General features: G+C 39.7%; 17 protein-coding genes and 1 pseudogene. 12 read left to right on the top strand and 6 right to left on the bottom strand.

The window, feature by feature from the left end:
• Positions 1-461 (bottom strand): annotated as a pseudogene (locus tag H6G75_RS20385) (uracil-DNA glycosylase); the annotation flags it as partial.
• Between the two features lie 365 nt (positions 462-826).
• Between H6G75_RS20385 and H6G75_RS20390 the strand changes: the two are divergent.
• The 4 genes from H6G75_RS20390 to H6G75_RS20405 all read left to right on the top strand — a co-directional run bounded on the left by H6G75_RS20390 (position 827) and on the right by H6G75_RS20405 (position 3,197).
• Positions 827-1,249 (top strand): EVE domain-containing protein, encoded by a 423-nt coding sequence (locus tag H6G75_RS20390; RefSeq protein ID WP_190981810.1) that lies wholly within the window; start codon positions 827-829, stop codon positions 1,247-1,249.
• A 34-nt stretch (positions 1,250-1,283) separates the two neighbouring features.
• Positions 1,284-1,838 (top strand): hypothetical protein, encoded by a 555-nt coding sequence (locus H6G75_RS32710; RefSeq protein ID WP_199337956.1) that lies wholly within the window; start codon positions 1,284-1,286, stop codon positions 1,836-1,838.
• 388 nt (positions 1,839-2,226) lie between these two features.
• Positions 2,227-2,394 carry a CopG family transcriptional regulator gene (locus H6G75_RS20400; protein WP_190981811.1) on the top strand — a complete coding sequence of 56 codons (168 nt, stop codon included), beginning with the start codon at positions 2,227-2,229 and terminating at the stop codon, positions 2,392-2,394.
• 65 nt (positions 2,395-2,459) lie between these two features.
• On the top strand, positions 2,460-3,197 hold the full coding sequence (locus tag H6G75_RS20405) for a nuclease-related domain-containing protein (protein WP_190981812.1): 738 nt from the start codon (positions 2,460-2,462) through the stop codon (positions 3,195-3,197).
• Positions 3,198-3,453: 256 nt separating this feature from the next.
• Here the strand turns inward: H6G75_RS20405 and H6G75_RS20410 are convergent, their stop codons facing one another.
• On the bottom strand, positions 3,454-4,095 hold the full coding sequence (locus H6G75_RS20410) for a Uma2 family endonuclease (protein WP_190981813.1): 642 nt from the start codon (positions 4,093-4,095) through the stop codon (positions 3,454-3,456).
• A gap of 133 nt (positions 4,096-4,228) precedes the next feature.
• Here H6G75_RS20410 and H6G75_RS20415 point away from each other — a divergent pair, with 133 nt between their 5' ends.
• The 4 genes from H6G75_RS20415 to H6G75_RS20430 all read left to right on the top strand — a co-directional run bounded on the left by H6G75_RS20415 (position 4,229) and on the right by H6G75_RS20430 (position 6,990).
• A complete protein-coding gene (locus H6G75_RS20415) occupies positions 4,229-4,444 on the top strand; it encodes a hypothetical protein (protein WP_190981814.1) in 216 nt (71 codons plus the stop codon).
• Positions 4,407-5,549, top strand: coding sequence for a CRISPR-associated endoribonuclease Cas6 (gene cas6 / locus H6G75_RS20420; RefSeq protein WP_190981815.1), 1,143 nt, complete (start codon positions 4,407-4,409; stop codon positions 5,547-5,549). Before H6G75_RS20415 ends, cas6 begins: the two co-directional genes overlap by 38 nt.
• A gap of 496 nt (positions 5,550-6,045) precedes the next feature.
• Entirely contained in the window at positions 6,046-6,198 is a 153-nt protein-coding gene (locus H6G75_RS20425) for a lmo0937 family membrane protein (protein ID WP_190981816.1), read from the top strand.
• 102 nt (positions 6,199-6,300) lie between these two features.
• Positions 6,301-6,990, top strand: a complete 690-nt coding sequence (locus tag H6G75_RS20430) for a pentapeptide repeat-containing protein (protein ID WP_190981817.1) — start codon at positions 6,301-6,303, stop codon at positions 6,988-6,990.
• Positions 6,991-7,126: 136 nt separating this feature from the next.
• Here the strand turns inward: H6G75_RS20430 and H6G75_RS20435 are convergent, their stop codons facing one another.
• The 4 genes from H6G75_RS20435 to H6G75_RS20450 all read right to left on the bottom strand — a co-directional run bounded on the left by H6G75_RS20435 (position 7,127) and on the right by H6G75_RS20450 (position 10,707).
• Positions 7,127-7,900, bottom strand: coding sequence for a hypothetical protein (locus tag H6G75_RS20435; protein ID WP_190981818.1), 774 nt, complete (start codon positions 7,898-7,900; stop codon positions 7,127-7,129).
• On the bottom strand, positions 7,901-8,719 hold the full coding sequence (locus H6G75_RS20440) for a pentapeptide repeat-containing protein (protein WP_190981819.1): 819 nt from the start codon (positions 8,717-8,719) through the stop codon (positions 7,901-7,903). It abuts the gene before it with no gap.
• A gap of 165 nt (positions 8,720-8,884) precedes the next feature.
• Positions 8,885-9,046 (bottom strand): hypothetical protein, encoded by a 162-nt coding sequence (locus H6G75_RS20445; RefSeq protein ID WP_190981820.1) that lies wholly within the window; start codon positions 9,044-9,046, stop codon positions 8,885-8,887.
• A complete protein-coding gene (locus H6G75_RS20450; protein ID WP_190981821.1) occupies positions 9,043-10,707 on the bottom strand; it encodes a response regulator in 1,665 nt (554 codons plus the stop codon). Before H6G75_RS20450 ends, H6G75_RS20445 begins: the two co-directional genes overlap by 4 nt.
• 152 nt (positions 10,708-10,859) lie before the next feature.
• Between H6G75_RS20450 and H6G75_RS20455 the strand changes: the two genes are divergently transcribed.
• The 4 genes from H6G75_RS20455 to H6G75_RS20470 all read left to right on the top strand — a co-directional run bounded on the left by H6G75_RS20455 (position 10,860) and on the right by H6G75_RS20470 (position 13,916).
• Positions 10,860-12,269, top strand: a complete 1,410-nt coding sequence (locus tag H6G75_RS20455) for an ATP-binding protein (protein WP_190981822.1) — start codon at positions 10,860-10,862, stop codon at positions 12,267-12,269.
• A 299-nt stretch (positions 12,270-12,568) separates the two neighbouring features.
• Positions 12,569-13,204 carry a hypothetical protein gene (locus H6G75_RS33085; RefSeq protein WP_242051593.1) on the top strand — a complete coding sequence of 212 codons (636 nt, stop codon included), beginning with the start codon at positions 12,569-12,571 and terminating at the stop codon, positions 13,202-13,204.
• A complete protein-coding gene (locus H6G75_RS20465; protein ID WP_190981938.1) occupies positions 13,204-13,431 on the top strand; it encodes a hypothetical protein in 228 nt (75 codons plus the stop codon). Before H6G75_RS33085 ends, H6G75_RS20465 begins: the two co-directional genes overlap by 1 nt.
• A gap of 137 nt (positions 13,432-13,568) precedes the next feature.
• Entirely contained in the window at positions 13,569-13,916 is a 348-nt protein-coding gene (locus H6G75_RS20470; RefSeq protein ID WP_190981823.1) for a hypothetical protein, read from the top strand.
• Positions 13,917-13,957: the final 41 nt, after the last annotated feature.

A 13,957-nucleotide genomic window follows, 5' to 3' on the forward strand; every position in this document is an offset into this window, starting at 1 on the left:
TCCGTCAAATAAACTCGGTATCCTTGCTCTAGTAAAACTTTAATCAGGTCAAAGTAAAGTCTTGTGCTGCGATGTTCCTCTCGGCAGTACTTTGAATGCAGAGCGTATGGCGTAGCAATTTCAATCTCTTCTACTCTTTTATCACTTTGCCTTCGAGGGTCTTGCCCAAGGATGACAATTGTTTTTTTATCTTGAATATCGTTATTTAGTTCAAGTATGCTGGGAATATCCACTCCAATTATCCAGGCATCATCATAAAATTTTTGAAAGCCTTCATTAGATGAGCGAAAAATACATCTAGTGGAAGTGTATTGAGGACAGCCTTCTATCTCAAAGTCCTGTCGCATTGTTTCGTATAAGTTAGATAGCTGGTTTTGTGAAATAGTAAAAATCTGAGCTAGATGCTGAGATAAATTTTCAAACTCATTATTTCTAAATTGTGAAAATAAGTACTGAGTCATATTGTAAGTGGTTAAAAATAGCTACTTACATAAAATACCCACTTTTATTAATAGATAATCATGATTTACAATAATGATCTGATGAATACAAGTTACATAGACTGCTTATTTTTATACTTGCTGCTGATCCAGGTCACAGTCCGAGAAATACACACGAGTTACGCTTAATCTACAAAATTAGCAGTGGGATCTGTGCTGAAGGCAATTTATCAGCTAATGCTATCCGAGACACAATTAAGTTGATGCTCAGTGCGTTTGGAATTGAATCGCGTGAATTTTCGCTTTATCTCCGTGAAGATCAGAACGCAGCAGAATAATTGGTAAGCGATCGCTAATCTTATCCCATCAAGCACATCTACCAAACGATGACCTACTGGTTGTTTCAAGGCAACCCCAAATATTACCGCATCATAGATGGCATCCGCGACTTTGAGCAGATGCCTTGGCTTGCCACACGCTATGCCAAAGAAATGGCTGCTGGCGACGGAGTGCTGATTTGGAAATCTGGGGATCAATCAGGGATATATGCGATCGCAGAGATTATCGAACCACCCAAGATTATCGCTAGTCCGCCTGACATTGGCTATTGGATTGACATCAGCCGTGTTGGTATTAAACCTTGTGCCAGGATTCGGTTTACTAGCAAGTTGTTAGAGAAACCGCTGTTACGGGAAAACTTAAAACAAGACCCTGTGCTGAAAAATCTGAACGTCATTCGTCAGCCGAATGCTACCAATTACAGGATTACTCAGCAGGCGTGGCGGCGAGTTCATGAGTTAAGAATATAGCAAAAGTATTGCAATTTTTATAACTAAATTCGATATGCTTACAACAAAATCTCTAAAATCTACATTTTCCATACTGGCTGGTTTTGTATTAGTAACCAATTCGCTCGATGTAGCTAATGCTGTAACTGTATTTAATAATAGTCAAAGTTCAATATTAAAACAAAATAGTCAAAGTTATATTGGTTTGCGCTATCGAGATGTACCTAGAGGATTAAAAGATTTAGGTGGGTGGATAGTAGGTAATCCTCAAGCTGGGCTTGAATATGCGATTGCTCATATTAAGAAGAAAAATCAGAATATGCTATGGTTTGAAATTCTTGTTTCAAGAGATAATAGAGGAAAAGCAACTTTTCAAGTTATAGATGTACTCAACTTGCCTAAACTAAATAAGTTAGAGCAAATAGGACATGGTGGCTCATGTCTGCTAAACGGAGTCAACGATCCTGAAATAGTAGCAATTGTGAAATATCAAGATACTGAATATTGGAGGCAGATTACAAAAGCTTGGCGTTCTAATCGTAATTCCGGTAAGTTTGAAGAAATTTCTCCTCGTAATATTGCCTGTGAAAATCCAGGATGGGGAGTTTGAAACAATAATAACTATTTCTTTCACGCTATTCTTAAAGGAAAACTCAAAAGTGATAGCGATTTAAATTTAGCAGCATCTTAAAAAACTTTAGATAAAGTAAGTATGAAAGCGGTTTAATTAGTAGGGTTAATAAGTTGCTAGTTACCATGTACTTCTACTGAATATTTCATCAAGTACAAGCTTTCAGCTTATGACTTATTCATATTTTTTATTTCTCAATAATCTAAACTTCACACACTGGAATTGATTTAAGCACTTTATAACACTTTTAAACTTAGTGGCAGTTTCTTAACAGCTTCTTAAATTTAATTTCGATAAATATATCATGGTAGCAACAGTCTAGATGATTGATATTAGAGAAGTGGTATCAAACAAGGTTAATTAAGCAGTGAATAAGAAATGGGCTGTTAAAAGAATAACGATTAATCTCACATCAGTTGAAGCAGAAAAATTAGAAAAATACTGTTCAACTACAGGACGACCAGCGACAGATGTAATTCGAGAGTTAATTCGTTCTTTGACTGTTGAAGAATCCCACATTGTAAATAACACATGATAGATGGCTGGGTATGCAAACAAAATCTGCTCAAAACCCTGTTCAAGTTAATTGAGGAATTGGCTATGAGAACTCTGCAACAGTCATCAGCATTAAGAGCCGCATTCCAAGAGAAAATAACTGCTAAAAAGTCTACTGTACACCAAGAAATTCACCAAGCTTTAGGTGACAGTACATTAGGTAGTTTAGCTTCGTTCATGTATGAGTTTAAGCAAGCTAAAAATCAATTCAAAGGTAGCATGGGTGAGTGGGGTGTATCAGCTATATTCCAATGCTTTCCTGATACTTGGGTGATGTTCAATAATGCCTTAATCCCTACTAACAAATTTGGCGGTTTAACTGAAATAGACCATGTAATTATAGGTACAAAAGGCATTTTTCTACTAGAAATCAAGACTTGGAAGGGTTCATTTAGCGCATACAACGATAAGTGGAAACGTCGAGAAGGTAGTAATTGGGTAGCAGTAACTAACAGCCCAACATCTCAAAGTGCTTACCATCAACAGATGTTTGCTCAATGGATAGTTTCTGTAGTTCCTAATATACCTAATAATTGCGTTTATGCTCCTGTGGTTTTCCCTATCGCCAAATGGTTGGGAGTGAACAATTGTTCAGTGCAAGTCTTCCAAGGTGTACCTGCACTGCTGCAAGCAATGGTTAGTTGCCCTGAGTGTTTGAGTGAGCAGCAAATACAGGCAATCGCCTCTGCTGTAGCTAATTATGAGATTCCAGAAAATACGACTCCAACGCCTAAACCAATTCCCAAGCCAAAGCCTATTAAGCGTCCCAATTCTAGCAGTTGAGTGTTTCTACTTTATTTTTTAGGCAAAACCCAAATAGGCTTATCTACCAGCCAGAATAGGCAGCACATTACAGGTGATGTTTATAGCTGTAAAAAGGGAATACTAAACATAGAACATTGTTTTATTTTTATACTATGAATAAACCAAATAGTGTAGATAATATAGAACAAAAACGGCGAAAGTCTAATGGGCCTGCATATCTCCCATACCCTAGTTGCGGAATGTAGCTTTTTCTATTTGAGATATTCTAAGTTAATTATCTGTCCCTCTCATCCATCTGTTTCCTGACCCATTCCCTGATTGCTTGTCGGAAAACACGTCTTCCTGCCATACGGTATCTTTCAATTAGTGATGGAATTTCTTGAATATTTAGATTAGGAAACACTAAACTTGTTTCTGTTTGAATATATTCCTCACCTTGCAATTGGTAAATTTTGATGACTCCAGAATCGTAAGACCAAATCTCAGGTACACCTAATCGTGCATAAATGGGGAAGCGATCTAAAGACTTACTGGTAACATCAATTTCTAAAGCTAAATCGGGAGGTGGGTCTTGATTTAAATCAAACTTGAGCTTGCCGCGAATTAAGAGTTCATTTTGAAAATAAAAGCAATTATCAGATTCTACTCCAGCTTTTTTAAGTTCTCGCTTCCAGGTGGTTGAGCCGTAACACTCGTAATCTAGCTCTAAAACCTCAGCCGTATCTTTGATGATGTCACCAATGATTTCCTTATAATATTCGTGTTCTGGTAATGGGGTCATGATTTCTAACGTGCCATCATCATAAGCAATCCTAGCTGCTCGGTTTTCACCTAAATCTATTAATAAACTCTCAAATTGTTGCCAACTGATATTATAGAGAACTACCCGGTCAGCGCGACGTTCTGTTAACAGCATAATTCCTCGCAGTATCAGTGAGCCATCAACAATAATCAGTAATCAGCGAGAAATCAAGTATATTTTGAAAACCTGCAACTGATGACTGGCTAATATCAAAATTTATCTTAATTTATTGTATCAATCATCATTGATGAATACTTTCAAACCTAGCAACCTCCTCTCACGCAACTTTCAACGAGAAGCGATCGCTAAACTCGTCAATCAGCAAGACATCCACTTCACTCCTCCTTTTCTGCTTATACTTAATTTTCCCCAAAGGGGGATGAAATCACCTAAAATATTCAACATTCTTCGACTCAACCCATACGATGCCCAGAGCAGTCACAGCCCCCAAACGCAAGCCTAGAGCCAAACCAACCCCGAAAGACTCAGTTCTTACGTGGCCAGATGAAACGGAACTGGTAGGCTTAGTGTTTGATTTGGAGGCAACAGCAACGGCTTCTCTTTACTCGCAATACACGATAGGACTTCATGCTTGGTTTCTCGACCAAGTACGCCAAGTTGACCCAGACCTATCTGCTTACCTGCACGATGGCGAGTCAGAAAAAGCTTTCACTATATCAGCACTGGAAGGTCAACTGCTTCCTAGCGGCAAACAATTGAAACTAGTCGCTAACCAAATCTATCACTGGCATATCAACGCGCTATCTCAACGAGTGGCATTGTTTCTCAAGCAGTGGTTGACTAACTTACCAAAGATTATCGATTTGAGAGGCGCATCCCTGCAAATCAAGCAAGTGAGTATCGCTCATGCCCCCACGACTTACGCCCAATTACTGCGATCGCCAATTGAAAAATCAGTAGTAGACCTCAGTTTCGTTTCACCAACCAGCTTTCGCCGCAAAGGACATCATTTCCCATTGCCAGTACCAGAAAACTTGTTCCACAGCTATCTAAGGCGGTGGAATGACTTTTCGCAGCAGCCTGTAGACCAAGAAGCTTTTGTGAACTGGATTGATGAAAGCGTTATCATTCACCAACACCATTTGGAATCGATGAAGGTGGCAGCAGGCAAGCAAGGGTCGGTCACTGGATTTACGGGAGCAATATCTTTGGGTTTGAGCAGGGCTGCTTTGGCAAATACTGAATTTACTCAGCTATTCTACGCTTTGCTCCGGCTTGCCCCATACTGTGGGACAGGGCATAAGACAACTTTTGGGATGGGACAAACTTGCTCTGGTTGGCTCTCAGAGCAAAAGGCAGCTGTAGCCGAGCAGTTGATTACTGATATGCTGGCTCAACGGATTGAAGAACTGACAACGATATTTACTGACCAACGTAAACGCAAGGGTGGGGAGCGCACAGATAGGATTGCTGTGACTTGGGCGACTGTACTGGCCCGTCGAGAACATGGAGATTCTTTGGGGGCGATCGCAACTGACTTGGAGATGAAACCAGAGACTGTGAAGACTTACGTGAAGTTGGCTCGAAAGGCTCTCAAGCAGGAGTAGCTAATAAAACTATTGTAAAATCCAGGTTATTAATTGCGAATTGCGAATTGCGAGTTGCGAATTGTTAGTGCTTGGGCGACTGTACTGGCCCGTCGAGAGCATGGGGATTCTTTGGGGGCGATTACAACTGACTGGGAGATGAAACCTGAGACGGTGAAGACTTACGTCAAGTTAGCTCGAAAAGCTCTTAAGGGAACTGAGGGGGCAATTGAGAATCAGTAGTCGGCAGAACAGGGATTGGCGCGAAGCGGAGGAGTAGAGTAGTGTTCGCCCTGTAATTATGAACAAGAACGGTAGGAATTATTAGCAGGTGTGTTATCAAGCTGGCGTTTAGAATTGAAGGCGATCGCACTTTCAATTATGAGTTGAATTTTCATGATATTTCTTGCGAAAGATGATTTAAGTTTCTAGATCACTCTAAAGACAAATAGAGTCAAGTAGAGCTAAGAATTAAAATATAAATTAATTTAATTTACCCTAACAAAATAATAAATATATGTTGAGTATACTTTGGGGCATAGTGGTTTTGCTAGTAGCTTTTTGGGTATTAGGGCTAGTGCTTCATATTGCAGGAAATTTAATTCATGTGGCATTGCTTATAGCTATTGCCCTCGCCATCTATAATTTTTTCAAAGCTCGTGATGTATAAAAGAATAGCTCTTAAGATACAGTATGTTTTTCAATTAAAATCTGTAAAAATTGTTGCTGTATTGTTTGATTAATTTTAATTTCTAACTCTTGAGTTCCTGATATGAAATTAATTAATTTGACTAACTGGTTTAACCACAAGAAAGAAATTATCTTACTTTTTGATTCAATTGTGGCAGCGAATGAAATAGCCATGATGCTTAATGCTCAATGGGATAGTTGTAATGGTGTAATCGTAACTGTCTGTAATGAGGTTGCTGTTAATACTGCTGCCCAATTATGTGAAGTTAAATGGTGTCATCAAGGTGCTGAAAAAGCTGTCTTGGTTAGGTTAAAGACTGATGAGTTTCTACAGCGTTACGCACTTGGAGAAAGAAATTTCCATAATGCTAACTTAAGATGTGCCAAATTGTTATCCACTAAGCTCAGTCAAATTAATCTCAGTTATGCACATTTGAATATGGCTGATGTTAGTCAAACTAACTTAACTCAAGCTAATTTCACTCAAGCAGACTTAACTGGGGCAAATTTGAGAGGGGCAGATTTAAGCCAAGCACAGTTAATCAGCACAAACCTAACTCAGGCAAACTTAGCTCAAACTAATTTGAGAAAGGCAAATTTGTTTAGGGCGAATTTAACACAAGTAGACCTGACTAATGCAGACTTAACAGGAGCAAATTTAGCACAAGCAGACCTAACTGGGGTAAATTTCCATTTGTGCAACTTAAGTGGCGTTAATCTAGAAGGTGCAAAGTTCATTGAATCTGAGTTATCTTGTGCAAAACAATGTTAATTTAAGTGTCGATAAAGCAGCTTTTGTGTATGTTTGCTGGTGAGCCAAACAGAACCCTACATCGAGCAGTATCATAACCAGGAGTGTAACAGCAGTGATCGCTGGCTATGGCAAGTTTATGCTACACATAGAGTTATCAATTTTTTGGCTGAATCAAGTGATTGATGGTATTTACAATATGTTGATAATGCTTGTAATCACGAGTAGGTGATGATAAAGAAATTAATTTACCTAATTTTAATTCTAGTTGTATTAAGTACCACGGAGTTCGATTTGCTAAGGGAATTTGAGTAACAGAGGCTTTTAAAACTTCACTTAGCTTTGCTTGTTGAGTAAATATACCCAAAAATTGATGTTGTTTTTTGATAATAATTTGGTCTGAATATTTATCAAAGTCACAAAAAATCTGCTTTGGAATTGCTAAAGATTTGAAAATAATAGCAATACCTGGAAGTAAAAATACTATTCCTTCGAGAAATCCTGACCACCGATCATCTTGTTGAATCTTTAGCCCAAGCTGTTGAGGATTGTTGATAAAAGCATTAATTGTATCAGTAATTTTGTAGTGCTTCTCTTTAATAAATACTCTATGGTTCACTAATTCTATTGCATCCATACTAGAAGAAGTATACAGTACAACTCCTGTCCCATATTCTGTGACAACAGCAGCTTCCTTTAGCTGACCAGAGAGCCTATTTGTTTCTGTTCCTAACAAACTAAGAATTGTTCTTCGGCAAGTAATTTTGTTACTGTCATTGCGCTGACATTCTAATGTAGTTAAATTGCTTGTAGCTGCAATAATGAGTAATCCAATGATGACAAAAGGAATACTAAATATTATTCCCCAAAGCCATTGTAAATTTTTATCTTCTAATACCAATTTAGTTGATGTTTCCTCAATAATTTGCATCTATCCATTCCCTAATTGACTTAATATTTGTGCTAATTCAGCTAAACACAAATTCCCTTCTACTGGTTGTCTGCCTTGCTGTTCTGGTTTTAAATAGAGATATTTGCAATCAATATTTATAAATTTATTATGAGTGGGTATTTTCCAAGCGAACACACAAGCCCCTGTCAATATAGCAAAGGAGAAATCTGTATTTTGCACTAGAGAATGGCTAAAGTCAGTATCCGTTAAGTTGGCTTTTCTAAAAGATGTACCAGGATGACTTTGAATTAATTGCCGCAGCCATTGTAAAATCCGAAAACTTACAATTCCAGAAACAGACATTAACAGTAGGAAGAAACATCCTTGAGTCGGAGAACTACTAAAGCTAGAAAAACCAATCATCATAAACCAAAATGTCAGCAGGAGCATCGCTAAAAATAATGTAGCAATAGCTCCCATACTGAAGATATTACTAAGTATTGGGAATTGAACAATCAGACTATCTCTAAGAAAAATCTCAGCTAAAAATAATAACAAGGGGAGCGCACCAAACAGGAAATTGAGGACGGGTTCGCTCAATAAGGTAGTTAATACCTCTACCAAGAGTATAAAGGAGCCGCATAAAATTATTGGGCTGGCTATAGTCGCAACAAATAACACATTTACTTGGCGTTGGCTCTGTCCCGTTTTGACCTGTTGAAAGTTAGTCCCTATTAAGTTTGCTCCAGCAAAATCACAACCTCGCAAGTCAGAACCATTAAAATCTGCGCCAGCCAATTGCTGTCCTTTGAAGGAACGATTTTGCAAGTTCTGATTGCTGTAGTTGAGACTAGTCATTCTTGGCTGGCTTCGTCAGGATGCAATACTATTGTGTAAGTGCTTTTTGGTGAGATTATCTCTAAACAAATCTCATTTTTTCACCCACAATGTTAACCAATTCTGCCTGGAACGGCTAGAGATGAATAACCAACTAACTGCATCAAATTTTTTCAATACCTTAAATTAAAATAGATGCTTAATTCCAGTGCAATTAGATATTTGTTCATAAGTCCAACCAAAAGCCTTAATTCCCCACGCATCAACTTCTGGTATGATGGGTGACCCCTTGAGGCTTTTGGTTGGCAGATCAGGGCTTTGTGCAAGGCGAGGGGATGAAGTAGTCATACCTTAGCTAAATAGCGATGTATAAATTGCACACACACACTGCCCTCGCCAACACCAGATGCAACTCGTTTGACTGAACCATAGCGCACATCACCTGCTACAAAAATACCAGGCACGTTAGTTTCTAATAGAAAAGGATCGCGCTCCAATGTCCAGCCTTTAGGACGACGTTTATCTAGCATTAAATCAGCACCTGCTATAATAAAGCCGTTTTCATCGCGTTCGACGATGCCATCTAGCCAGTCAGTTTGGGGACGAGCGCCAATGAAAATAAATAGGGACTTTGCAGGTAAGGTTTCAATTGCTCCGGTTTGGTCATTGATTAACACAACAGCTTCTAAATTTTGTTTCCCCTTAACTTCCACAACTTTAGTCTGAGTGCGAACAGTAATATTTTGTGTGGCTTTTATCTGGTCAATCAGGTATTGCGACATACTTTTGGTAAGCGAATCACCACGTACTAACATCGTCACCGAGTGAGCATACTTGGCGAAGTGCATCGCCGCCTGTCCAGCCGAGTTCGCACCGCCAATAACAAATACTTCTTCACCTTGACAGGCAATTGCTTCAGTCATTGCCGCACCATAATAAACACCCGCACCAGACAGATGCTCCTCACCCGGAATATTTAGCTTGCGGTACGATACTCCCGTGGCAATCAACAGTGCATGACAACTGATCTCACTACCATCTGCCAATAAAATCACCCGATAGGGGTCTTGAATCCTAACCCCTGTTACTGTTTGCGGGGTTAAAATCTCGACCCCAAAGCGTTTTGCCTGCGTTACTGCCCGACGCGCTAAATCTACACCGCTTAACCCTATAGGAAAGCCCAGATAATTTTCGATGCGAGAACTTGAGCCTGCTTGCCCACCTGGTGCTTCTTTTTCAATCATCACAGTGCTTAGTCCTTCGGAGGCACCATAAACAGCCGCCGCTAGTCCAGCCGGGCCGCCGCCAACAATTGCCAAATCATAAAATGGGCGTTCTGCCTGAGTTTGCAATCCAATATGTTCAGCAATTTGCAGGTTTGTTGGTTGTATCAGCGTAGAGCCGTCTGGAAATAATACTAATGGTAAGCTTTGCACACCATCGGGTTTAGTATAAGTCAATAATTGATTTGCTTCCTTTTCTAACTCTACATCCATCCATTGATAAGGAATTTGATTGCGTGCCAAAAAATCTTTTACTTGGTGTGACTGTGGCGACCAACGGTTTCCGACTACCCGAATACCTTCAAATGGTGGACGATAATCTGCTAACCAGTCATCAATCAAATCATCCAGCACCGGATACAGACGTTCCTCTGGCGGGTTCCAAGGTTTGAGCAGATAATAGTCGAGTTTAGCGTTATTAATGGCACGAATAGCAGCATCAGTATCTGCGTAAGCAGTCAGCAAAACTCGCTTGGCATTAGGAAACAGAACGATCGCCTGTTCCAAAAATTCCACCCCACTCATAAGCGGCATTCGTTGATCAACAACAAATGTGGCAACAGTTTCATTGCGAATCTTTAGTTGTTTTAAGACATCTAATGCAGTCGCACCGGAATCTGCCCGCATAATCCGAAAGCGATCGCCATATTCTTTTCGCAGGTCTCGTGCTATCGCTTGCAGCACATCGGGATCGTCATCAACGGTGAGAATGACCGGTTTTGCCACGCACTTGCTCTCCAAAATTTAACCAGATGCGCTCTCAGCCTAGAACTAGATATAAAAAAAATGATTCTATCTAAAGACTGAGTTTCAAATGTACGTCAGTCAGCTTTGATAAGTAAGAGCGTTATTATGCTATCCCAGCAGACGAGGAAATTATGCTTTGTCTTGAAGAACTGTTGACTCTGGAATTGTTTCAAGCCTTGCCAAGAAACCGCCTCGACTGGATCTGTGAGCGTGCCAAAACGATTGACTTAAATATTGATGAGGTATTGGTGAAGGAAGGAGATCCTCCACGGGGATTTTTTATTCTACTGTGTGGTCGTATGGGATTAACTCGGCGAAGTGAGGGACTGGAAATACCGATTGGACAGCATGACGCTCCTAGCTTTTTTGGTGAAATTCCAGTCTTAACTGGCGAACCTGCCCCTGTAACTGCCAGAGCAATCACAGACTGTCATTTTTATGAACTATCAGGTGACGATTTCCTGACATTGCTGCATGAGTGTCGCACCTTTGAGCAGATGATTTTTCAAAGTGTGGCAAAGCGATCTCGTGGATTAGAGTCTTTTATCCGCAACCGGGAAAAAATGGCAGCTTTGGGTACTTTAGCAGCTGGACTGGCACACGAACTGAATAATCCCGCCGCCGCATTGGTTCGTGCTTTACAAGATATCACCCCAGCAATCATAGAATTGCAACACATGAATTTAGTCGTTGGGCAACACCAAATTGATGAAGCACATACTCAAGAATGGCTCAAAGCACGAGATGAGGGGTATGAGGCAATTCTCCACAAACGGATTGATCTGATGAGTTTGAACGAGCGCGAAGACAAAATGCTCAATTGGTTGGAAGATTATGGCGTGAAGGATGCCTGGAAACTGGCTCAACCTCTAGCTGAAAGCGGCATCAAAATTGAAACTCTCGAAAAATTAACAAACCAATGGCGGGATGAATTAACTCAAATGCGTGACATTGGGCTGCGTTGGTTGGCACTTTCGTTTGAAGTAATGTCAATGACCACCAGTGGGTTGCATGGTGCAGAACGCATTGCCCAATTAGTGCAGTCGATGAAGTCTTATTCCCATTTAGATCAGGGCGTGCGACAACTAGTAGATATACATCAAGGGCTAGAGGATACACTACGATTATTCTCCTACAAACTGAAGCACGGCGTAGAAATCCACCGCTCCTACGCTCCGTTAATTCCCAAAATCTGGGCTTATGGAAGTGAATTAAATCAGGTATGGACAAATTTAATTGATAATGCCATTGATGCAATGGAAAATAAAGGGGAGCTTGAAATTGTTACTATTCTCCACAGCGATCGCATCGAAGTACAAATCATAGATTCAGGCTCAGGTATCCCACCAGAAATCCAATCACGAATTTTTGAACCATTTTTTACAACAAAGCCAGTTGGAAAAGGCTCAGGATTAGGCTTAGAAGTGGTGCGACGAATTGTCGAAATTCGCCATCAAGGAACAATAATGCTGGCATCTAAACCAGGTAAAACTCAATTTACTGTTTGTTTACCTAATTCCGAGAGAAGGCTCCCGCCATAATCTTTGATTTGGCGGCGAGATGAATCGAGGGCTAAAAACGAAACACCCCAAAACCCCCTCAAACCGCAGGTTTGACAAGGCAAGGGGTAGTTGAGTTTTTAGCAAAATACGTGATATTTTTACGTCAAACTGCATGACGTAAAGATGCTGGTATTTGAGGTAGATATAGCGTAGCTGACACCAAGGGCAAACTAAACAGTTTAGTTTAAAAATAAGGAGAATTGGAAAATTGTTAACAAGTTGAGCAAAAAGATGTTAACAAGTTTATCCTAGAGTTAGTGTAAGCTGTTAACAACTTTATGACTGATCCAATAGCTAAGGGGGGACGCGGACATAAAGCCCCATACTCAACCACCCATGTCAGAATTGCTCAAGGAATCAAACCAATTGTTGAAAGACTGAGCGCCGTATATCGTCAAAAATTTCTAGGCGATTTAAACCCAGACACAAACGAGGCAACCGAAATACTAGAGCGTGTAGAAGCGGCGTTATCACCAGTCGTATCGACCGTTGAGGATAAAGAGCAAGTTTGCGAACGCTACTTGGCATCGTTGCAGCTAGAGGAGCAATCACTTGAGTACAAAAAAGCAAAGCAGCATATTGAGGCATTTATTCAAGAGTTACATTGGGAGCGATTGTCACTGACTCCATCTAAGAAGAAGATGAATGTTGAAGCATTGCGACTATTGCGTCACGAGTTTAAAAACAATTGGCTGAGGTTCTTTGAAGCAATCTCAATTGAGCCTGGATATTTTCTGACTTTTGAAGAATTATTACAAACTTTAGAGCAAGAAATGGCTATAGCGTATGGGGATTTAGAATCTCATGAAAAGGATTTTCTTCGTGGTTGGGATGAGGTTTATAGCAGAGCTTGTACTGAGGCTGACCGACGAAAACACGGGGCAAGTCCTAACTTGAACTGGCTTGAGCAGTAGTGGCTGTACTCATGTATGAATTAGCAAGTCTATTAGAAGTACGACTTTGGGAACTAAATGAAAATCTAGAGTTAACTACTGAAGATATGTTTGATATTCTCTGTCAAGAATACCACTTGAAAGCTGATTTTATAGAAAAAACACTAAGTTGTAAATGTCCATTTGCATTAACTAGCTTCTTGAAAGAATTACAGAACTTAGAGATTGCTAATTATTTAGAATATTGAAGACAATGAAAGATGAAATATACCGAAAAGTGTTACTTTAATTTAGATTTGTGCTAGTACAAATAGCAAAAATTAGCAAACCTAAATAAATCAACAAGAGACTGCCTAAATATCAAAAAAGAGGATAAAAATTAGAAATGGATATTAAGAGTGGAAACTATATTGGTTTTAAAAATTGGTCAAAGCTAGTTGTATCTTGGCCATGTATACCTCCAATAATTTCAATTAAAATTGACCAAGAGCGTAGTTGCGTTTGGTTTGATGTAGGTGGTGAAAATCGTCCTCTTGTTAGGTACGATATTTTTTCTAACATGGGTGGTTGGGAAAGTGGTCATCAGGCTAATGCTGCTGCTAATCCATCAGCTTTTTCACTAGAAGAAGCAACATATTTATATAACCAACTGATTACTGGCAAGATGAATCATGAAGTCAAGTCAATTTTGACTCTTGTTGCACTTGCTAAAAAACGTGAAAACAGTCCTTAATCGTGTTTGCCTATGGTGACTAAATATTAATCAAGGAAGTT

Source organism: Nostoc sp. FACHB-280, assembly GCF_014697615.1.
Lineage (GTDB): Bacteria > Cyanobacteriota > Cyanobacteriia > Cyanobacteriales > Nostocaceae > Nostoc_B.

What these genes read in the sequence shown, in the direction of transcription:
- H6G75_RS20390 (WP_190981810.1), top strand. Translation starts at nt 827, where the DNA reads ATGACCTACTGGTTGTTTCAAGGCAACCCCAAATATTACCGCATCATA.
- H6G75_RS32710 (WP_199337956.1), top strand. Translation starts at nt 1,284, where the DNA reads ATGCTTACAACAAAATCTCTAAAATCTACATTTTCCATACTGGCTGGT.
- H6G75_RS20405 (WP_190981812.1), top strand. Translation starts at nt 2,460, where the DNA reads ATGAGAACTCTGCAACAGTCATCAGCATTAAGAGCCGCATTCCAAGAG.
- H6G75_RS20410 (WP_190981813.1), bottom strand. Translation starts at nt 4,095, where the DNA reads ATGCTGTTAACAGAACGTCGCGCTGACCGGGTAGTTCTCTATAATATC.
- H6G75_RS20415 (WP_190981814.1), top strand. Translation starts at nt 4,229, where the DNA reads ATGAATACTTTCAAACCTAGCAACCTCCTCTCACGCAACTTTCAACGA.
- cas6 (WP_190981815.1), top strand. Translation starts at nt 4,407, where the DNA reads ATGCCCAGAGCAGTCACAGCCCCCAAACGCAAGCCTAGAGCCAAACCA.
- H6G75_RS20425 (WP_190981816.1), top strand. Translation starts at nt 6,046, where the DNA reads ATGTTGAGTATACTTTGGGGCATAGTGGTTTTGCTAGTAGCTTTTTGG.
- H6G75_RS20430 (WP_190981817.1), top strand. Translation starts at nt 6,301, where the DNA reads ATGAAATTAATTAATTTGACTAACTGGTTTAACCACAAGAAAGAAATT.
- H6G75_RS20435 (WP_190981818.1), bottom strand. Translation starts at nt 7,900, where the DNA reads ATGCAAATTATTGAGGAAACATCAACTAAATTGGTATTAGAAGATAAA.
- H6G75_RS20440 (WP_190981819.1), bottom strand. Translation starts at nt 8,719, where the DNA reads ATGACTAGTCTCAACTACAGCAATCAGAACTTGCAAAATCGTTCCTTC.
- H6G75_RS20445 (WP_190981820.1), bottom strand. Translation starts at nt 9,046, where the DNA reads ATGACTACTTCATCCCCTCGCCTTGCACAAAGCCCTGATCTGCCAACC.
- H6G75_RS20455 (WP_190981822.1), top strand. Translation starts at nt 10,860, where the DNA reads ATGCTTTGTCTTGAAGAACTGTTGACTCTGGAATTGTTTCAAGCCTTG.
- H6G75_RS33085 (WP_242051593.1), top strand. Translation starts at nt 12,569, where the DNA reads ATGACTGATCCAATAGCTAAGGGGGGACGCGGACATAAAGCCCCATAC.
- H6G75_RS20470 (WP_190981823.1), top strand. Translation starts at nt 13,569, where the DNA reads ATGGATATTAAGAGTGGAAACTATATTGGTTTTAAAAATTGGTCAAAG.